The 18,678-nt window shown below is 71.7% G+C and carries 16 protein-coding genes and 1 pseudogene; 4 read left to right on the top strand and 13 right to left on the bottom strand.

The features are described from left to right. Positions 1–80 precede the first annotated feature (80 nt). The 3 genes from EZM51_RS15860 to EZM51_RS15850 all read left to right on the top strand — a co-directional run bounded on the left by EZM51_RS15860 (position 81) and on the right by EZM51_RS15850 (position 2,912). A complete protein-coding gene (locus EZM51_RS15860) occupies positions 81–470 on the top strand; it encodes a RidA family protein (protein ID WP_136709278.1) in 390 nt (129 codons plus the stop codon). 198 nt (positions 471–668) lie between these two features. Beyond that, positions 669–2,399: an MDR family MFS transporter gene (locus tag EZM51_RS15855; protein WP_136709336.1), complete on the top strand. Its 1,731-nt coding sequence runs from the start codon at positions 669–671 to the stop codon at positions 2,397–2,399. Between the two features lie 9 nt (positions 2,400–2,408). Further along, entirely contained in the window at positions 2,409–2,912 is a 504-nt protein-coding gene (locus EZM51_RS15850; protein ID WP_136709277.1) for a MarR family winged helix-turn-helix transcriptional regulator, read from the top strand. A 136-nt stretch (positions 2,913–3,048) separates the two neighbouring features. Here the strand turns inward: EZM51_RS15850 and EZM51_RS15845 are convergent, their stop codons facing one another. From EZM51_RS15845 to EZM51_RS15785, 13 genes and pseudogenes are all read right to left on the bottom strand, one after another. Beyond that, positions 3,049–4,593, bottom strand: a complete 1,545-nt coding sequence (locus EZM51_RS15845) for a HAMP domain-containing sensor histidine kinase (protein WP_248305701.1) — start codon at positions 4,591–4,593, stop codon at positions 3,049–3,051. Then, on the bottom strand, positions 4,590–5,336 hold the full coding sequence (locus EZM51_RS15840) for a response regulator transcription factor (RefSeq protein ID WP_136709276.1): 747 nt from the start codon (positions 5,334–5,336) through the stop codon (positions 4,590–4,592). Before EZM51_RS15840 ends, EZM51_RS15845 begins: the two co-directional genes overlap by 4 nt. A 115-nt stretch (positions 5,337–5,451) precedes the next feature. Beyond that, a pseudogene (locus EZM51_RS21250) lies at positions 5,452–5,787 on the bottom strand (helix-turn-helix transcriptional regulator); the annotation flags it as partial. 309 nt (positions 5,788–6,096) lie between these two features. Then, positions 6,097–7,338, bottom strand: a complete 1,242-nt coding sequence (locus tag EZM51_RS15830; protein ID WP_211195945.1) for a class I SAM-dependent methyltransferase — start codon at positions 7,336–7,338, stop codon at positions 6,097–6,099. Between the two features lie 185 nt (positions 7,339–7,523). Beyond that, positions 7,524–8,585 carry an alpha/beta fold hydrolase gene (locus EZM51_RS21120; protein ID WP_136709275.1) on the bottom strand — a complete coding sequence of 354 codons (1,062 nt, stop codon included), beginning with the start codon at positions 8,583–8,585 and terminating at the stop codon, positions 7,524–7,526. Between the two features lie 33 nt (positions 8,586–8,618). Continuing rightward, complete coding sequence (locus tag EZM51_RS15820; protein WP_136709274.1) at positions 8,619–9,026, bottom strand: hypothetical protein; 408 nt, start codon at positions 9,024–9,026, stop codon at positions 8,619–8,621. A gap of 193 nt (positions 9,027–9,219) precedes the next feature. Beyond that, positions 9,220–10,251 (bottom strand): sugar phosphate isomerase/epimerase, encoded by a 1,032-nt coding sequence (locus EZM51_RS15815; RefSeq protein WP_136709273.1) that lies wholly within the window; start codon positions 10,249–10,251, stop codon positions 9,220–9,222. Next, a complete protein-coding gene (locus EZM51_RS15810) occupies positions 10,248–11,117 on the bottom strand; it encodes a sugar phosphate isomerase/epimerase family protein (protein WP_136709272.1) in 870 nt (289 codons plus the stop codon). The genes EZM51_RS15815 and EZM51_RS15810 overlap by 4 nt, the downstream gene beginning before the upstream one ends. 106 nt (positions 11,118–11,223) lie before the next feature. Next, positions 11,224–12,429: a substrate-binding domain-containing protein gene (locus tag EZM51_RS15805; RefSeq protein ID WP_136709271.1), complete on the bottom strand. Its 1,206-nt coding sequence runs from the start codon at positions 12,427–12,429 to the stop codon at positions 11,224–11,226. Then, complete coding sequence (locus EZM51_RS15800) at positions 12,429–13,649, bottom strand: ABC transporter permease (protein WP_136709270.1); 1,221 nt, start codon at positions 13,647–13,649, stop codon at positions 12,429–12,431. Before EZM51_RS15800 ends, EZM51_RS15805 begins: the two co-directional genes overlap by 1 nt. Beyond that, a complete protein-coding gene (locus EZM51_RS15795) occupies positions 13,646–14,731 on the bottom strand; it encodes an ABC transporter permease (RefSeq protein WP_136709269.1) in 1,086 nt (361 codons plus the stop codon). The genes EZM51_RS15800 and EZM51_RS15795 overlap by 4 nt, the downstream gene beginning before the upstream one ends. After that, positions 14,728–16,248 carry a sugar ABC transporter ATP-binding protein gene (locus tag EZM51_RS15790; RefSeq protein ID WP_248305700.1) on the bottom strand — a complete coding sequence of 507 codons (1,521 nt, stop codon included), beginning with the start codon at positions 16,246–16,248 and terminating at the stop codon, positions 14,728–14,730. Before EZM51_RS15790 ends, EZM51_RS15795 begins: the two co-directional genes overlap by 4 nt. After that, entirely contained in the window at positions 16,245–17,351 is a 1,107-nt protein-coding gene (locus tag EZM51_RS15785; RefSeq protein WP_136709268.1) for a Gfo/Idh/MocA family oxidoreductase, read from the bottom strand. Before EZM51_RS15785 ends, EZM51_RS15790 begins: the two co-directional genes overlap by 4 nt. A 116-nt stretch (positions 17,352–17,467) precedes the next feature. Here EZM51_RS15785 and EZM51_RS15780 point away from each other — a divergent pair, with 116 nt between their 5' ends. After that, positions 17,468–18,655, top strand: a complete 1,188-nt coding sequence (locus EZM51_RS15780) for an ROK family protein (RefSeq protein WP_211195944.1) — start codon at positions 17,468–17,470, stop codon at positions 18,653–18,655. Positions 18,656–18,678 lie beyond the last annotated feature (23 nt).

Here is an 18,678-nt window from a genome sequence, read left to right as displayed (position 1 = left end):
GAGCCGGGGGCACTCGAGTGGATCGAGTGCCCCCGGCGGCGTTCGACCGGAGCGTCGGCGGGTCGGGATAGGAACGCAGCATGGAGATCACACACCTGAACCCGTCGTCGCTGTTTGCGAACCCGGCCTTCAGCCAGGGGGTGCTCGTTCGCGGCGGCCACGACACGCTCTACGTCGGCGGCCAGAACGGCACGGATGCCTCGGGCGCCATCGTCGAGGGCGGACTCGGCCCGCAGACCGAGCAGGCGCTGCGGAACGTGCTCGCGGTGCTCGCCGAGGCGGGGGCCGATCAGACGAATGTCGTACGGCTCGCGATCTACCTCGCGGCCGGTCAGGACCCGAACGCGGGCTATGCCGCCTCGGCGAGGGTATGGGGCCGGCACGCGACCGCCGTCACCGTGCTCAATGTCGCGAGCCTCGGGCGGCCCGAGGCTCTGGTCGAGATCGAGGCCGTCGCCGTGGTGGGATGAGCCGCGACGTCCGCAGACCCACGCCGGCCGGGCTGCCGAGACCTCGATAGTTGACGTAAGTCCACTAGTTCCTTATAGTTGACTCCAATCAATCAATTCTGGAGTCATATGGCCAAGCCCTCCCGCGTTCGCGCTCCGAAGCCGACGGATGCCGCGCCCGCCGCGCTTTCCGCGCCCGCCGCGCTCTCCGACAACGGCATGACCCACCGGGAGGTGCTCACCGCGCTCTCGGGCCTGCTGCTCGGCATGTTCGTGTCGATGCTCGCGAACACGGTCGTCGGCACGTCGCTCCCGGTCATCATCTCCGACCTCGAGGGCGACCAGTCGGCCTTCACCTGGGTCGTCACGGCGACCCTGCTCGCGACCACCGTGTCGACGCCCGTGTGGGGCAAGCTGGCCGACCTGTTCAACCGCAAGCTACTGCTGCAGCTGGCCCTCGTGGTGTTCGTGCTCGCCTCGGCGATCGCCGGCTTCTCGCAGGACACCGCAACCCTCATCACGATGCGCGTCTTCCAGGGCATCGGCGCGGGCGGGCTCGTGGCCCTCAGCCAGATCGTCATGGCCGACATCATCAGCCCGCGCGAACGCGGGAAGTACGCCGGGCTCTTCGGCGCCGTCATGGCGGTGGCCACCGTCGGTGGGCCGCTGCTCGGCGGCGTCCTCACCGACGGCCTCGGCTGGCGCTGGAACTTCTTCGTCGCCCTGCCGATCGCCGTTGTCGCCCTCGTGCTGCTCCAGCGCACCCTGCACCTGCCCAAGCGCCCGAGGCAGAAGGTCTCCATCGACTATGTGGGCATCGTGCTCATCTCGGCGGGCGTCTCGCTCCTCCTGCTCTGGGTGACGTTCGCGGGCAGCGAGTTCGAGTGGATCTCGGTACCGAGCCTCGTCATGGTGGGCGGCGCGGTGCTCCTCCTCGCGATCGCGATCATGGTCGAGCTCCGCGTGAAGGAGCCGGTCATCCCGCTCGGCCTCTTCCGGAACCGCACGTTCACGCTCGCCGTGATCGCCTCGATCTCCGTCGGGGTTGCGATGTTCGGCACCGCGGTCTTCCTCAGCCAGTACATGCAGCTCGCGCGCGGCGCCACTCCGACCGAGTCCGGTCTGCTCACGATCCCCATGATGGCGGGCCTGCTCATCGCCTCCACCGTGATCGGCGCGCTCGTGAGCCGGCGCGGCAGGTGGAAGGGCTTCATGGTCGCCGGAAGCGTGCTCATGATCATCGGCAGCATCCTGCTCTCGCGACTCGAGTACGACACCGACTTCTGGTACGTCGGCGTCTCGATGTTCGCGCTCGGTGCCGGGGTCGGAATGCTGATGCAGAACCTCGTGCTCATCGTGCAGAACACGACGGAGGTGAGGAACCTCGGCGTCGCCACCAGTGCGGTGACGTTCTTCCGCAGCCTCGGCGGCGCCGTCGGCGTCGCGGTCATGGGCTCGATCCTCGGCACCGTGGTGGCCGAGCACATCGCCACGGGAATCGGCGGGCTCTCACCAGAGCAGCAGCTCGAGGCGGCCAGGACGCTCGACGGCGGCACGATCCCCCAGATCAGCCAGCTGCCGGGGTTCCTCCGGGTCATCGTCGAGTCCGCCTACGGCACCGGCGTGGGCAGCGTGTTCCTGACCGCGGTCCCGCTGGCGATCGTCACGCTCGTCGCGGTGCTCTTCCTCCCCAACGTGACCCTGGGCACCCAGAACGCGATCCAGCGGGCGAAAGCCGAGGAGCGGGCGGATGCCGCGACCGCGACCCCGGCCGATCGACACGAGGAGCACGTCCGGGAATTCGAGGATGCTGCGGACGCCGTGATCGACACCGCCGCGGCATCCGTCGCGCTCACCCCGGTGGGTCTCGCGCACGATCCCGCCACCGATGCCCTCGACGTGGTGGACGAGGCATCCGTCGCGCGCGGACCACGTTCCGACGGGCAATAGGATCGCCCCATGACCGCCCCCGACGCGGCCGCATCGCGCACGGCCTCCGACGACGAGATCGCCTCGGTCGAGGAGCAGCTCCGGCTGCTCTTCGTGCGGGCGCGAGCCGTGTGGAAGGAGGCCGCCGCCGCCGTGCATCCAGACCTGCAACCGGTGGGCTACAAGATCCTGTCGGCGATCGTGCGTCGCGGGCCGATGCACGCCGGGGCCATCGCCGCCGAGCTCGAGATCGACAAGAGCGTCGTGAGCCGCCAGATCCGGCACCTCCAGGCGCTCGGCCTCGCCGAGGGGGCGGCCGACCCGACGGACGGCCGGGCCCGGATCATCCGGCCCACGCCCCAGGCGATCGAGCGCGTCGGCCAGAAGGCCTCCCGGATGCAGCGCCAGACCCACGCGAAGCTGCGAACCTGGCCGGCCGAGGACGTCGAACAGCTCGCGCGACTGCTCGGCCGCCTCGCGAACGAGGTCATGGTCGCCGAGGAGCCGTCGCCCGGCTCGGGCGACGAGGGCTGACGCCCGAGCACCCGTCTGGCCTGCTCGGGCGCCTCACCCGGTCGGGCGCCGAGATGATGCCAAATGCACCGTGCTGGCCGGGGAACGGTGCACTTGGCATCATCTCGCGCTTCCGCCTCCCCGCGCGACCCGCGAATCAGGCGGGCAGGTCGACCGTGAACTCGGTGCGACCGGGCTCGCTCTCGACGGCGACCGTGCCGCCATGCGCCTCGACGACGGCGCGCACGATGGCGAGCCCGAGACCGGTGCTCCCCGCTCGGCGCGACCGGGAGGCGTCGCCGCGCACGAATCGCTCGAACAGGTTCGCACGCACGCCGGCGTCGATGCCCGGACCGTCATCGGTCACGGTGAGGCGCACCCGGTCGGGCGCGGCATCCGTCACCCGCTGCAGGCGAACCACGACCTCCGTGCCCTCGGGCGTGTGCGCCCGCGCGTTCGCGAGCAGGTTCGCCAGCACCTGGTGCAGCCGCGACGCGTCGCCCATGACGGTCACCGGCTCGTCGGGCACGGCGACGCGCCAGTCGTGGTCTGGGCCCGCAGCCTGCGCGTCGCCGACCGAGTCGACCACGAGCTGACGCAGGTCCACGGGCCGGGCGGCGAGTTCGCGGCCCTCGTCGAGACGGGCGAGCAACAGGAGGTCCTCGACGAGCTCGGTCATGCGCAACGACTCCGCCTCGATCCGGCCGATCGCGTGCACCACGTCGGGCGGGAGCTCGCCGCCGTGCAGCCGCGTGAGCTCGGCGTAGCCGCGGATCGAGGCGAGCGGCGTGCGGAGCTCGTGACTCGCGTCCGCGACGAAGCGGCGCACCTTCTGCTCGCTCTGCTCGCGGGCCGAGAGCGCGGATGCCACGTGTCCGAGCATGCGGTTGAACGCCGTGCCCAGGCGGCCGACCTCGGTGCGCTCGTCGCCGACCGGCACGCGCTCGGCGAGCGCGACGTCGCCGCGGTCGAGCGGCAGATCCGACACGCGCTGCGCCGTGCTGGTGACGTCGGCGAGCGGGCTCAGCGCGCGCCGCACCACGGCGGAACCGATCGCGAGTGCGACGGCAAGGCCCGCGAGCGCCACGAGCGCGACCGTCCAGGCCAGTTGCGTCGTCTGTGCATTCAGGTCGGCCATGGGCAGGGCGAGCACGGCACGGAATTCGGGCGCGGCCTCCAGCGAGAGGGCCAGCGCGCGGTACTCGCCCAGCGAGCCCACCGTGATGGTGTGCGGCCTGCCGTCGAGTGGCACCTCCGTCAGGGCGCGGGTGGCGGCGACGTCGAGCTCTGGAACCTCGCCGCCCGCGGAGATGTACCGAGCGAACACCGTGGTGTCGCTGACGAACGCCGCGAGCGTGCCGACGGGCTGGCCGGGAACGCGCAGGAACTCCTCGGCGCGCACCGACGGATCGGGCGGAAGCGCCGGGACGTCGACCTGGTCGGCACGGGTCGTCGTCGCGCGGAGACTCGCGTCGAGGCGCTCCACCGACGAGCCGTGGAAGATGGCCACGGTCGCCACGCCGATGACGGCGCTCACGGCGACGAGCAACGCGGCCACGATGACGAGGAGTCGCCGGTGCAGGGTCACCGGGTGACGCGGGAGCGCGGCATCCGCCATCGGCCCGGTCACCTGAGCCGGGACGTGCGAGGTCGCCTCCTCGCGCGCCGCCGCGGCGTGGCCGGGATCGCCCGGCCTGGTCATCCAGCGGCCTTGAGCAGGTAGCCGGCGCCGCGCACGGTGTGGATCATCGGCTCGCGACCGGCGTCGATCTTCTTGCGCAGGTAGGAGATGTAGAGCTCGACGACCGACTCACGGCCGCCGAAGTCGTAGCTCCAGACCCGGTCGAGGATCTGCGCCTTGGAGAGCACGCGGCGTGGGTTGCGCATGAGGAAGCGGAGCAGCTCGAACTCCGTGGCCGTCAACTCGATGGGCGTGCCGCCGCGCGCGACCTCGTAGGAGTCCTCGTCGAGCGTGAGATCGCCGACGACGAGCACGGGGCCCTTCGCCTTGGCGAGCGTCAGGCTGGATCGGCGGATGAGTCCGCGCAGCCGCGCGACCACCTCTTCGAGGCTGAACGGCTTGGTGACGTAGTCGTCGCCGCCCGCGGTGAGGCCGGCGATGCGGTCGTCGAGCGAGTCCTTCGCGGTGAGGAAGAGCACGGGGGTCTCGGTTCCGTCGGCGCGCACCCGCTGCAGCACCTCGAGCCCGTCGATGTCGGGGAGCATGATGTCGAGCACGATCGCGTCGGGGCGGAACTCGCGCGCGACCTTGACCGCGGTGAGCCCGTCGGCGGCGGTGCGCACGTCCCAGCCCTCGTACCGCAGCGCCATCTTCAGCAGGTCGGTGAGCGACTGCTCGTCGTCGACGACGAGGACGCGCACCATGGAGCCGTCGCCCTTCGCGAGCTGCGGGGCGCGGTGCTGGGATGTCGCGGTGGTGCTCATGCCTCCAGTATCCGCGCCGCCCTATGCGTTTCCTATGAGCCGGGTGGGCGGATGCTCCGCGCCCGTGCCGCGTCGGGTCGCGTCGGATGAGTCCGTGGCGAAGCGCCCACGCCGCCGCGGCCGCACGGGACGGGACGCCGAGCTTCGTGCGGATGTTCGCGAGGTGCCGATGCACGGTGTGCGGGCTCAGCACGAGGAGGCCGGCGATGGCCTGGTCGGTCTCGCCCCGCGCGACGAGGCGCAGCACCTCCTTCTCCCGATCGGTGAGCTCGCCGCGCGCCGGGAATCCGCGCCGCGAGGTCCGCCGCGAGCGCGAACCGGATCGCGTGGTCCTCGCGCCGGTGCAGCACGAGCGCGGGCGCGCGGATGAGCCCGAGGTGCGGGGTGGAGTCGACGAACTCGTCGCGATCGTCGATGCTCGCGTCGGGGAGGAAGAGGTCGGCGAGCACACGGGAGCCGAACCCCCCGTGGGCGCGGATCACGTCGACGAGCCCCTCGCGCACCGCGGGCGGGCCGAGGTCGGTGCCGTTCGCGAACGAGCCGTACAGGATCAGCGCCGACACCCGCTCCGTGATGCCTCGCCGCGAACGACGACGAGACCGCGCCACCCGACGACACGCCGAACACGGCGACCTCGGCGTCGCCGACGGCGGTGGCGACGCGGGCCTCGAGGATGGCGAGCTCGGCGTAGCGGATCAGCTGATCACCGGGCTCCACGGCCCCAGTGCAGAAGCGCCGTCGGACGCGAGGAAGGGCGCACTCACCCGATGCGGTAGAAGCGCCAGAACGGGTTCTCGATGTCGAGCACGTCGACCGGCCCGAAGCCCGCCTCTGCCGCCCACCGTCGCAGCGTCGGCGCGCGCAGCACCGTGCCGTTCGCGACCGCGTCGGACTCGGCGGTCGTCGCAGGGACGCAGTGCAGCACGCTGAGCGCGTACAGCATCCGCTCGACCGGTTCGGCATTCGCGTGGAACTCGTCGGCGACGCGCCCGTCGGCGACGAGGAGCGCGCCACCCGGTCGCAGCAGCGCGCGGATGCCGGCGAGCGCGTCGACCGGCCGTCCCATGTCGTGCAACGCCTCGAAGATGGTGACGAGGTCGAAACCGGATGCCCCGTCGGCGCGCTCCCCCGCACCTCGCGCCGAGGCGGCGGCACGCTGCACGGCCCCGGCGTCGGCGGCGTCGCCGAGCACGAATGCGACCCGGTCGGCGACGCCCGCAGCGAGGGCGTTCTCCCTGGCCTCCTCGATGGAGGCCTCGTCGAGGTCGAGGCCCACGACGTGCGCGTTCGGGAACGCGTTCGCCAGGGAGATCGTCGACCAGCCCGTGCCGCAGCCCGCGTCGAGCACCGCGCCACCCGCGTCGAGTGCCGCGGCCCGGTCGGGCAACGCGTCGACCCAGCCGCGCATCTCGTGCGTGAACCTGGGCCGGTGCAGGTCGCCGAGTCCCCGACGGAGCTCCGCGCCGTATTCGTCGTAGGCGACACCGTTGCCCTGGCCGAAGTCGGCGACGACCTCGTGGAAGGCCAGTGCGACGCCCGCGGCGAGGCTCGCGACCGGGGCGACGTGCGCCGGGTGCGTCTCGCCGACGAGCACGGGCACGTGGAGGGGCGGCAGGCTGAACCGGCGGTCGAGTCCGGAGTCTCCCGACACCTCGACGGCGACGTGGCCGGCGGCGGCCTGCTGCTCGAGCCACTCGCGCGCGTAGCGCGGGGCGATGCCGGCGGACGCGGCGAGTCGGTCGGCGGTCATGGGCCCGTGCTCGTGCAACGCACGGTAGAGACCGAACCGCCGGCCGATCTCGATGGTGAGCAGTTCGGCGGCGCCGCCGAGCATGCCGACGAGCTGCTGGGCGTAGGCGCCGACCCGGGCTGCGGCGTCGGCCTCGGCCTCGGGCGAGGTCGTGACGTCGGCCGGGAACGAGGTGACGGCCGGATCCTCGGCCAGGACGTGCGGGTCGCCCTCGGGGCGTGCTGCACCGCCGGTGGTCAGGGTGTCGGACATGGTGATTCCTTGCATCGTCATACGGCCGGGCGGATCCCCGGCACGGGGACACAGTCAACGCCGATGCGCGCGGCCGGGGAATCGCCCGAACCGGCCAACCCGCCATGGCCGGAAGCGGCCAGGCCGGGGCATCCGTTCGCTCACCTGAGCAGGTGGGCGGCGGCAGGTGCGCCCACCCGAGGGGTTCAGATGAGCTCGTTGCGCAGCGCCCATGCGGCCGCGGCGGTGCGCGACGGCACCCCCAGCTTGGTGCGGATGTTCGCGATGTGCCGGTGCACGGTGTGCGCCGACAGCACGAGGCGCGCCGCGATCTCGGCGTCGGTCTCGCCGCGGGCGACGAGGCGCAGCACCTCGCGTTCGCGTTCGGTGAGCCGCGCGGCGCCGGCGCCGGCCGCGCCCGCGGCATTCGGCCGGGGCGTCTCGACGGGCACCCCGAGGAAGTCGAGCGTCTCGCGCACGACGGCGTCGACGTCGCCGCGCCAGGGGAAGTGGTCGTCGCCCTCGAGGGCGACGAAGCGCGCGTTGCGGATGCGGCCCGCCACGTCCTTGCCGAGCGCGAACGGGATCGCGCGGTCGGCACGCCGGTGCAGCACGAGCGTGGGCGCGAGCACGTCGCCGAGGTGGCCCGAGGCGTCGAAGGCGTAGACGGCGCGAAGCGACGCGAGTGCGACCTCGCGTGAGGCGGAGCGACGCTGGAACTCGACGAACTCGTCGCGTTCCTCGGCCGTCGCATCGGGCAGGAACAGGTCGGCGAGCACGCGCGAGCCGAGCCCCCAGTGCTGTTCGATGACGCCGAGCATCGCCTCGCGCGCGGCGGGCGGCGCGAGATCGACGCCGCGGGCGTACGTGCCGTACAGCACCATGCGATCGACGCGTTCGGGATGCCTCGCCGCGAACAGCGAGGCCACTCCGCCGCCCGACGACGCACCGAAAAGCGAGATCGGCCCGGCACCCGGCGAGGCGACCTCGACGAGTCGCTCGAACGTCTCGACCTCCTCGTCGAGCGAGCGTGCCGGCATCACCCCGCGATCGGACACGCCCGCGCCGGGCCGGTCGTAGCGGACGACGGTGCGATGCCGCGCCAGTTCCCCGACGAACCGCCGGAACCCGGGGTTGCGCCAGTCGAGCTCGAGGTGGCTCGACCACCACCCGCCGACGATCAGGAGCGGCCCGGAGCCGACCGCGGACCAGGCGATCGACGTCCCGTCGAACTCCGCGTAGCGGATGACCTGGTCCTCGGGCTGCACGCCCCCAGTCTAGGAAGGCGAGGGATGCTCGGCCTAGACCACGCGCATCAGGCGGGCGTGGTCGGCGAAGGCGCGCACGCGCCGGTGTTCGTGCTCGGCGCCGAGCACCGCGGGCAGCTCGTCGCGGTGCTCGTCCAGGAGCTCCCGGGCGCCGTCGAGTTCGTGGCCGCCCCGGTCGCCGAGGAGGATCGGCACGTGCTCGCCGGGGAGCAGCAGCTCCTCCCGGTCGCCGCTCGGGGCGGCGACGGCGCGGAGCACGCCCGCCTCGACCTGCTCGTCGAGCCAGGCTCGAGCATGGTGCTCGGACACCCCCGCGAGTTCCGCGAAGCCGGCCGCGTCCACGGGACCCGCCTCGAAGAGCACGCGGTAGTACCCGTGCTCGCGGCCGAATGCGATCGACGCGCGAGCGCGGCTGATGTCGGCGGTGACGGTCTCGGACATGATGACTCCCTGGTGTAGCTGTCCCGCCCCGGTATGACGGGGTCGGTCGGTTGTCATCGATTCCACCGCGAAGCGGCACCCGGGGGCATCGCGTCTTCGGGCCATCGTCGGATGGCCCGAACGGGCCACTCGCTCGGCGGCTCTCGCGATGCGTGGGCCTCCCGAGCAGCGCCCGCGGCGGGGCATCCGCCCGCTACTGGTTCGAGAACGCCGCGTCGAACGAGACGGTGGGCCGCGGCCAGAGGAGCGAGCGGATGAACCCGACCGCCTCCCTGGCGCCGTGCAGGCGGTCCATGCCGGCGTCCTCCCACTCGACCGAGATCGGGCCCGTGTAGCCGATCGCGTCGAGCGCGCGGAACGCGTCCTCCCATGGCACGTCGCCGTGCCCGGTCGAGACGAAGTCCCAGCCGCGTCGCGGATCGCCCCACGGCAGGTGCGAGCCGAGCACGCCCGCGCGCCCGTTCTGCGGTCGAAGCCGGGTGTCCTTGCAGTCGACGTGGTAGATGCGGTCCTGGAACTCGAGGATGAAGCCGACCGGGTCGATGCCCTGCCACATCATGTGGCTCGGGTCCCAGTTGAACCCGAACGCCGCACGGTGGTCGATCGCCTCGAGCGTGCGCACCGAGCTCCAGTAGTCGTACGCGATCTCCGACGGGTGCACCTCGTGCGCGAACCGCACGCCCTCGGCGTCGAACACGTCGAGGATCGGATTCCACCGATTCGCGAAGTCCTCGAACCCGCCCTCGATCACCGACGCCGGCACGGGCGGGAACATCGCCACGTACGGCCAGATGCTCGACCCGGTGAAGCCGACGACGGTGTCGACCCCGAGCGCCCGCGCCACGCGCGCCGAGCGCTTCATGTCGTCGGCGGCCCGCTGCCTGACGCCCTCGGCGTCGCCGTCGCCCCACGTGTACGGGCGCAGGATCGCCTCGTGCCGGAAGTCGATAGGGTCGTCGCACACCGCCTGTCCGGTCAGGTGGTTCGAGATCGCGTACACCTCGAGCCCGTGCCGCTTCAGGATCTCGCGGCGCTCGTCGAGGTAGCCCGGCTCCTCCTCGGCGAGCTTCAGGTCGAGATGGTCGCCCGAGCACGCGATCTCGAGCCCGTCGTAACCCCATTCGGCGGCGAGCCGGGCGACCTCCTCGAACGAGAGGTCGGCCCACTGACCGGTGAAGAGAGTTACAGGGTGGGAATCGGTCGCCGAGCCCGTCGAAGCGGTCATGTCACGTCCCTTTCGTCCTGCAGTGCGTTCAGGTAGCGGATGCTGCGCTCCGCGAGTTCGTCCTGGGATGCCGCGAGCGGCCGCCACACGGACGCCGCGACCGCGATCGTCGCGTTCTCGCCCGTGAAACTCTCGAGCCCGAGCACACCGGCATAGCCGGTTTCGTCGAGGGCGTCGAGGAATCCGGGCCAGTCGAGGTGATCGTCGCCCACGGCCCCGCGGTCGTTGCCGCAGACCTGCACGTGCGCGAGGTGCTCGCCCGCCGCGCGGATCGCATCGCCGACGTGCTTCTCCTCGATGTTGAGGTGGTAGCTGTCGAGCGCCAGGCCGAGGCCCGGGCCGAGCAGCGGTCCGAGCGCCTCGAGCGCCTGCTCGACCGTGTTCACGAGGCTGGTCTCGTAGCGGTTCAGCGGCTCGATCGCGAGACGGATGCCGCGTGCCTCCGCCTGCCGGACGAGGGGCGCGAGGCTCGTGCGCAGCTCGCGGTAGCGGGCCTCGCGTTCCTCGGCGTCCATGCGCCAGGCCCGTCCGGTGGCCGCGGTGAACGGTCCGGCGACCACCGGGGACCCGAGCCGCTCTGCGACGCCGAGGCAGTGCACGAGATAGTTCTGCGTCGCCACGATCTCGGACCCGGGCGCGGCGACGAGGTTGCGGCCGGGCCCCATGGCGCCGATCACGATGGGCGCGAGCCCGTGCTCGGCGAGCACGTCGGCCGCGGCATCCGGAGCCCAGTCCCCCGGCTGCTCGATCGGCAGCTCGATCGCCCCGAAGCCCATGCCAGCGGCCTTCGCCGCAATGGCGGCGAGCGCGGCGTCGTCGAGCGGCGACGTCCACACCCAGGTGTTCACGCCGATGGTGCGACGCATGCGGCCTCCTCGCGAATGCCCAGTGATCGAGTAGTGAGTTCCGAGAGTGCACTCTTCGCCCTCGGAAGGGCTGGGAGTGCACTCTCGGTGGTGGTGGCGTTGAGGGTTACGGGATGACGCGATCCTGCCAGACCTGCGGGTAGCCCGGCAGGTCCTCGCCGCCGAACTTCGCGTAGTGGCCGTCGGGCATGCCGTCGTTCGCCTCGAGGTACTGGTCGACCTCTCCGGCGGTGATCGGGCTCTGCGGGAGCACCCACTCCTTCGGCACCTCCTCACCCGCGAAGATCTTCTGGATCGCGAGCAGCGGCGTGCGCCACTGGAAGTTCGAGTACACCGGCGCGAGGCCCGTGAGCCCGGTCTCCTTCCACTTGCGGAGGAAGCTCATCTCGTCCTCACCCGTCATCACGGGATAGTCGACGCCGGCGTCCTCGAACGCCTCGATAGCCGCGACGGCGCCGTCACCGGCATCCATCCACACGCCGTGCACGTCGCCCTTGGCGAGCTCGTCGGAGATGATCTTCTTGATCTCGGTCGGGTCGGCGCCCGTGAAGTAGTCGACCGCCTCGATGCCCGCCTCGTCGAAGAGCTTCTCGGCCGCGGCCCAGCGCTGCTCCAGCACGTCGACGCCCGGCAGGATGCGCAGCGCCACGACCTTGGCGCCCTCGTCGAGCTCGTCGATGAGGAACTCGGCCGTGTCGATCCCCCACGCGAAGCCGCCGATCGGGTGGATGAACGTGGTCGGGCAGTCGGTCTGCACGCCGCGGTCGAACACGATGACCGGCTTGCCGGTGTCGCACGCACGCTCGACCGCCGGGGTCATCGCCGCCGTGGAGTTCGGCGAGATGACGAAGACGTCGCAGTTCCCCTCGTTGATGAAGTAGTCGATGTCGGCGATCTGGGTGTCATCCGAGTCCTGGGCGTCGCGCGTCTCCATCTCGGAGATCACGCCCTGCTCCTGCAGCACCTTCAGCTGCTCGTTCATCGTGATCCAACCGGTCTGCCGCCACGGATTCGAGATCGAGGCGTTCGCGAAGCACGCCTTCTTCGCCCCCTCGCTCGCGTGCTGCGAGGTGTCGACGAACTCGGCGTTGATGTACTGGAGCCACGGCTGGCCTTCCGGCCCCTCCGGCGTGACGCCGCGTTCGGCGTCCTGCTTGTCGTAGAGCTCCTGGTCGAACCACTCGACCGACTCCTCCGTGGCGTCGGCGTCATCCGTCGGCGCCGTCACGTTGGGGTCGGTGGTACAGCCGGCGAGCGCGATCAGCGCGAGAGCGCCGACCATGGCGGATGCCACAGTGAACCTGCGTCGCATCACGAACCTCCCTTGGTTTCGTTGTCAGCCCTCTGCGTCGAGGGAATGGGTGCAGGACGAGCGGGATCCGGGGACGGATCGGGCTCCTTCGCCGTGGGCGCCGGCGAAGTCTCTGGGGCCGGCCCGGTGGCCGGCGTGGTGTCGGGCGACGGCTCCGTATCGGGCGACGGTTCCGTATCGGGCGACGGCGCGTCGGCCGGCGCCTCGAGGGCGCGCCCGCGTCGGCGCGCGCTCACGGTGGTCGCCGCGTACGCGACGGCGAGGATGATGATCGCGCCCTGCACCGCGTCGCGATACGTCGAGGGCACGCCCGCGAAGTTGAGCAGCGTGAACAGGGCCTCGAGCGCGAACGCGCCGGCCGCGGCGGCGACCACCCAGCCGCGTCCGCCGCCGAGCACGACGCCGCCGAGCACGACCGCGGTGATGGCCGTGAACTCGTAGCCGCGGCCGACGCTCGGGTGCACGCCCGCATAGCCGACGAGGAGCACCCCCGCGACGGTCGCCGAGAGCGAGGAGAGGACGAACGTCGACGTCTTCACCCACCAGGTGCGGGTACCCGAGTAACGGGCGGTCACCGGGTTGTCGCCGAGCGCGATGATCGTGCGGCCGAACGGGCGGCGCGCGAACCAGATCGCGGCGGCGAGCACGACCGCGAGGATGAGGACCGACCACGGCAGGACGCCGATCACCGGCAGGTCGCCGATGCCGCCGCGGCCGATCTGCCGGAACCCGTCGGCCGGGTTGCCGGTCGCCGCGCCCCCGGTCCAGTACAGCGTGGCGCCGAGGAGTGCCAGCATCATGCCGAGCGTGACGATGAAGCTCGGCACCTTGAGGAACGACACGATGAGGCCGTTCACGAGACCCACGAGCGCACCGAACGCGAGCATGAGCGCGAGCACCGGCACCGATCTCGCGTCGTCCTGCCCGATGAGGTTGCCGGCGATGACGACCTGCGCGGTGACCACCGATCCCATCGACAGGTCGAACTCGCCCCCGACGATCACGAAGTACTGCCCGATCGCCACGATCGCGACGGGCGCCACCCGCTGGATGAACCGGATGAACTGGCCCGGCTCGGCGAACGACGGGTTGAGTGCCGTGATCGCGATGAGCAGCACGGCCAGGAGCAGGAACACCGCACCGCGCGGGCTCACGAGCAGGCGCGCGAATCCGGCGAGGCGGCGCCCCGCGCTCGGGCGCTCCGGCGTCACGGCGGTCATGCCTGCACCTCCTCTCGGTCGCCACGCTGCGGACTCGCGGCCGTCGTGGCGCCGGAACCGCCGCCGAACCTCGGCCTGCGCCGATCGAGCGAACGGCTCGTGTAGACGGCGACGGCCGCGACGATGACGGTGCCGCGCACCACGTCCTTCAGGAAGGGGTTCACCTGCATGACGCTCATGACGTTGTCGACGACGGCGAAGATGGCGACGCCGCCGATCGTGCCCCAGACGGAGCCGCGACCGCCGAGCAGCAGCGTGCCGCCGAGCACGACCGCCGCGATCGAGAGCAGGTCGTAGCCGCCCTGCGTGCCGACCGTCGGGCTGCCGACACCGAGGCGGCTCGCGAGGAGGAGACCGGCGAGCGCGGCCGTGACCGAGCAGAGCACGTGCGCGACGATGAGCGGTCGTGCGGTGCGGATGCCGGACAGGCGTGCCACCTGCTCGTTGCCGCCGACCGCGAACATGTGGTTGCCGGTGCGGGTGCGGGCGAGGAAGAACGCCCCGCCGAGCGCGACCGCGAGCATGATGAGCGTCGACACCGGCACGGGGCCGAGGCCCGTCGCGCCGATGAGCTGGAACTCCCAGGGCACGTCGCCGCTGGTGCCCTTGTAGCTCGAGTCGAGGTAGCCCTTGATGATGAGGCCGGTGCCGAGCGTGGCGATGAAGCCGTTCACCCTGAGCTCGGTGACGATGAGCCCGTTCGCGAGCCCGATCAGGGCGGCGACGGCGAGCACGGCCAGCACTGCGAGCGGGATGTTCGCCGGGTCGCCCGCCATGAGGTCGGCGGCGATGAGGCTCGACAGGCTCACGACGTAGGGCACCGAGAGGTCGAGCGACGCGCACAGGATGACGAGGGTCTGCCCGATCGCAACGAAGCCGAGCACGCTCATGCCGGTGAGGATGTCGCGGATGTTGCCGGGGCTGAAGAAGTTGCGCCCGACGCTCGCGACGAGCACGGCGCCGATCACGATGACCGCGACGAGGGCGATGCCCACGATGAGGCTCGCGTCGAGGGGTCGGCGACGCGGACGTGCGGTCGGCGTGGCGCTCGTCGGGGTGGCGTTGCCTGCCGGACCGCTCATGGCGCCTCCTCCCCGCCCACGCGGAGCGTGCCGGTCGCGGCCGAGAGGATCGTCGCTTCGTCGCTGCGCGCGGGGAGTTCGGCGGATGCGCGCCCGTCGTGCATGACGACGATGCGGTCGGACATGCCGATCACCTCGGGCAGCTCGGACGAGATCATGAGGATCGCCACTCCCTCCTTCGCGAGACGGCGCATGAGCGTGTACACGGCGACCTTGGCCCCGACGTCGATGCCGCGGGTCGGCTCGTCGAGGAGCACGACACGGGGCTTCGTGGCGAGCCACTTCGCCAGCACGACCTTCTGCTGGTTGCCGCCCGAGAGGTACTGCACCTCCTGGTCGATGCCGCGCGAGGCGACCTCGAGCGACGAGAGCACGCCCGGCAGCTCCCGCCGCACGTCGCTCGTGCGGCGGGCGAAGACCGACCGGATGACGAGCAGCGCGTTGTCGGCGACGGACTGGTTGAGCGCGAGGCCCTGGGCCTTGCGGTCCTCGGTGATGAGCGCGACTCCGGCCCTGACCGCCTGCCGCGGCGAGGTCATGCGCACCGGGCGCCCGTCGAGCCGAAGCTCGCCGCGCGTGAACGGCGTGATGCCGAACAGCGCCTCGACGAGTTCGGTGCGGCCCGAGCCCTGCAGCCCCGCGACGCCGACGATCTCGCCGGCGCGCAGCTCGAGGTCGATGTCGTCGACGTAGGCGTTGCCCGCGCCGCGGAGCTCGAGGCGCGACGCGCCGAGCCCGGTGCCCTCCTCGCGGTCGGGGAAGTAGGCCGAGATCGGCCGGCCGACCATGCGGCGCACCAGCTCGTCGGTGTCGAGCTCCGACGCCGGGCCGCTCGAGACGAGCGCTCCGTCCTTCAGCACCGTGATGGTGTCGCACAGGTCGAAGATCTCCTTGAGCCGGTGCGAGACGTAGAGGATCGCCACCCCGCGCTCGGCGAGCCGCCGCACGATCGCGTAGAGCAGCTCAACCTCGTGGTCGGCGAGCGCCGCGGTCGGCTCGTCCATCTGGATGACCCGGGCATCGACCGACAGTGCCTTCACGATCTCGACGATCTGCTGCTCCGCGACGGTGAGCGTGCGCACCGGGGCATCCGGATCGACGCCTTCGACGCCGAGGTCGTCGAGGAGCGCGCGCGTCTCGCGCACCATGGCCCGGCGGTCGACGAGACCGCCGCGCCGCGGCTCACGGCCGAGGAAGACGTTCTGCGCGACCGTGCGCTCGGGCAGCAGGTTGAACTCCTGGAACACGGTCGCGAGACCGGAGCGAGCGGCCTCGACGGGGTGCGAGAAGTCGACCTCACGGCCGCCGAGCACGACGGTACCCGCGTCGCGCTCGTACACGCCCGCGAGGATCTTCATGAACGTCGACTTGCCCGCGCCGTTCTCGCCGACGAGCCCGTGCACCTCGCCCGGGTGCAGCGTGAGGCCGACGCCGCGCAGCACGGTGACGCCGAAGAACGACTTCTCGAGGCCCTCGGCCACGAGCACGGGCCCGGACTCGGCCAGGTTCGCGCTCACGACGCCACCTCGGTCCAGTCGCCGGATGCCGCGGACGCGAGCACGGCCTCGGTGACGCGCACCGCACGCAGGCCGTCGTCGAATCCGGGCAGCCCTTCGGGGGTCGACCCGCCGATGGCCGCGTAGGCGTCGGCGACGAACGCGTTGAAGGCGTCCTGGTAGCCCATCGGATGCCCCGCCGGCACGATCGCCAGGCGTGCGGCATCGGGCGCGAGACGAGCCGGGTCGCGGTCGACGAGGCCCGAGCCGCCGCTGCGGCCCACCCAGAGCCGTTCGGGGCGTTCCTGTTCGAAGCGCACGCTCGCGTCGCTGCCCGCCAGCTCGATGGAGAGGGCGTTCTTGCGGCCCGGCGCGACCTGCGAGACGAGCAGCGTGCCCACCGCTCCCGAGCCCAGTTCGATGACGACGGCGGCGAGGTCCTCGGTGGCGATGTCGACGTGCGTCGCGCGCGCCTCGTAGACCGTGCGGGTCGACGCATTGAGGCGCACGATGCGGTCGCCCGTGACGAACTCGACGAGGTCGACGAGGTGCGACCCGATGTCGGCGAACGCCCGCGACGGCCCGCCGAGTTCCGCGTCCACGCGCCAGTCGTCGTCGCGGGGGCCGGCCAGCCAGTCCTGCAGGTAGGCGCCGTGCACGCTGATGAGGCGTCCGGTCTCGCCGCGCGCGACGCGCGCTCGCGCTTCGCGAGCCATCGGGTGGAAGCGGTACACGAACGGCACGGCCGCCACGAGTCCACGCTCGGCGGCGAGTGCGGCGAGCTCCGCGGCATCCGTCGACCTGGTCGCGAGGGGCTTCTCGCAGATGACGTGCTTGCCGGCCAGGAGCGCCGCTTTCGCGATGGGAGCGTGCAGGGCGTTGGGGGTGCAGACATGGACGACGTCGATGTCGGGGTCCGCGACGAGGGCGTCAACCGAGTCGAACGCGGCGTCGAGGCCGAGTCGGTCGGCCGCTTCTCGGGAACGGCTCGGTGAGGAGGATGCCGCGCCCGCGAGGTCGGCGCGCGCGGCGCGAGCGGCCCTGGAGTGCACGGCGGCCATGAATCCGCCGCCGACGAAGCCGGCACGAAGCGTGCGGACCGGGGCGGTGACGTCCGTTGTCATGCCCGCCATGCTGACACATCTGAGGCAACTTTTGCTAGTGGTTCGTCAAAAGATGTCTGTTCTGTGACATCCGACTCCTCACCGTGTCGTGGAAGCCGGTGTGCTTTACTCGGAGCATGGTCGACATCAGCCGTGGATCGGCGCTCGGGAGCTCGGGGGCGAGCGAACTGTTCCAGTTGCTCCGCGACGGCGTGCCCCGCACCCGGGCCGCCCTCGCGCAGTCCACCGGGCTGGCCCGATCCACGGTCGCGGCCCGCGTCGACGAGCTCATGCGGCTCGGGCTCGTCACCCCGGTGGCGGATGCCGCGTCCACGGGCGGTCGGCCGCCGTCGCAGTTCGCCCTGAACCCCGCCGCTCGCATCGTGCTCGCGGCCGACCTCGGCGCGTCGCGCGCCCACATCGCGGTGACCGACCTGGCCGGATCGGTGCTCGCCGAGCGGAGCGAACGCAAGGACATCGCACTCGGACCGGAGGCCGTGCTCGGCTGGATGGTCGACGTGGGCCTCGCCCTCATCGACGAACTCGGTCGCGATCGCCACGACCTGGCCGCCATCGGCATCGGCGTGCCCGGGCCGGTCGAGCATTCCACGGGCCGGCCGGTGAACCCGCCGATCATGCCCGGCTGGGATCGATTCGACGTGCCGGGCTGGGTGCAGCAGCACCTCGAGGTCCCCGTGCTCGTCGACAACGACGTCAACATCATGGCGCTGGGCGAACGCGCGGTCGCCTGGCCGAGCGTGGAGCACCTCGTGTTCGTGAAGGTGGCCACCGGCATCGGCTCGGGCATCATCTCGGGCGGTCTCCTGCAGCGGGGGGCGCAGGGCATCGCCGGTGACATCGGCCACGTGCGCGTCGCGCGCGGCGCCGACGTGCCCTGCCACTGCGGGAACCGTGGATGCCTCGAAGCGCTCGCCTCGGGCCCGGCCATCGCGCGTTCGCTGCGGGAGCAGGGTGTCGACGTGCAGACCGGCGGCGACGTCGTCGAGCTCGTGAAGCGCGGCGATCTCGACGCCATTCAGGCGGTGCGCCAGGCCGGACGCGACATCGGCGAGGTGCTCACCGCCTGCGTGAGCCTCATCAACCCGTCGGTCATCGCGATCGGCGGATCGATGGCCCGCGCGGGCGAGCACCTCATCGCCGGCGTTCGCGAGATCGTGTACACCCGCTCGATGCCGCTGGCGACCGAGCACCTCTCGATCGTGCAGTCCGCGGCCGCAGGGAACGCCGCGGTGCTCGGTGCGAGCATGCTCGCCATCCACCACGCGCTCTCCCCCGAGGGCATCGACGCGCTCGCCGCGCGTTGAGGGCGAGGCACCGCACCTCCCGC

Origin of the sequence: Agromyces sp. H66 (genome assembly GCF_004959775.1) — a bacterium.
Taxonomy (GTDB): domain Bacteria; phylum Actinomycetota; class Actinomycetes; order Actinomycetales; family Microbacteriaceae; genus Agromyces.
This window is presented reverse-complemented; position numbering and strand designations above follow the sequence as displayed.

Bases quoted from the DNA above. Each gene is read 5' to 3' on its own strand.
- EZM51_RS15830 (WP_211195945.1), bottom strand. From the start codon at position 7,338: ATGTCCGACACCCTGACCACCGGCGGTGCAGCACGCCCCGAGGGCGAC.
- EZM51_RS15840 (WP_136709276.1), bottom strand. From the start codon at position 5,336: ATGAGCACCACCGCGACATCCCAGCACCGCGCCCCGCAGCTCGCGAAG.
- EZM51_RS15855 (WP_136709336.1), top strand. From the start codon at position 669: ATGACCCACCGGGAGGTGCTCACCGCGCTCTCGGGCCTGCTGCTCGGC.
- EZM51_RS15805 (WP_136709271.1), bottom strand. From the start codon at position 12,429: ATGCGACGCAGGTTCACTGTGGCATCCGCCATGGTCGGCGCTCTCGCG.
- EZM51_RS15815 (WP_136709273.1), bottom strand. From the start codon at position 10,251: ATGACCGCTTCGACGGGCTCGGCGACCGATTCCCACCCTGTAACTCTC.
- EZM51_RS15810 (WP_136709272.1), bottom strand. From the start codon at position 11,117: ATGCGTCGCACCATCGGCGTGAACACCTGGGTGTGGACGTCGCCGCTC.
- EZM51_RS15785 (WP_136709268.1), bottom strand. From the start codon at position 17,351: ATGACAACGGACGTCACCGCCCCGGTCCGCACGCTTCGTGCCGGCTTC.
- EZM51_RS15800 (WP_136709270.1), bottom strand. From the start codon at position 13,649: ATGACCGCCGTGACGCCGGAGCGCCCGAGCGCGGGGCGCCGCCTCGCC.
- EZM51_RS15820 (WP_136709274.1), bottom strand. From the start codon at position 9,026: ATGTCCGAGACCGTCACCGCCGACATCAGCCGCGCTCGCGCGTCGATC.
- EZM51_RS15860 (WP_136709278.1), top strand. From the start codon at position 81: ATGGAGATCACACACCTGAACCCGTCGTCGCTGTTTGCGAACCCGGCC.
- EZM51_RS15780 (WP_211195944.1), top strand. From the start codon at position 17,468: ATGGTCGACATCAGCCGTGGATCGGCGCTCGGGAGCTCGGGGGCGAGC.
- EZM51_RS15850 (WP_136709277.1), top strand. From the start codon at position 2,409: ATGACCGCCCCCGACGCGGCCGCATCGCGCACGGCCTCCGACGACGAG.
- EZM51_RS15795 (WP_136709269.1), bottom strand. From the start codon at position 14,731: ATGAGCGGTCCGGCAGGCAACGCCACCCCGACGAGCGCCACGCCGACC.
- EZM51_RS15845 (WP_248305701.1), bottom strand. From the start codon at position 4,593: ATGACCAGGCCGGGCGATCCCGGCCACGCCGCGGCGGCGCGCGAGGAG.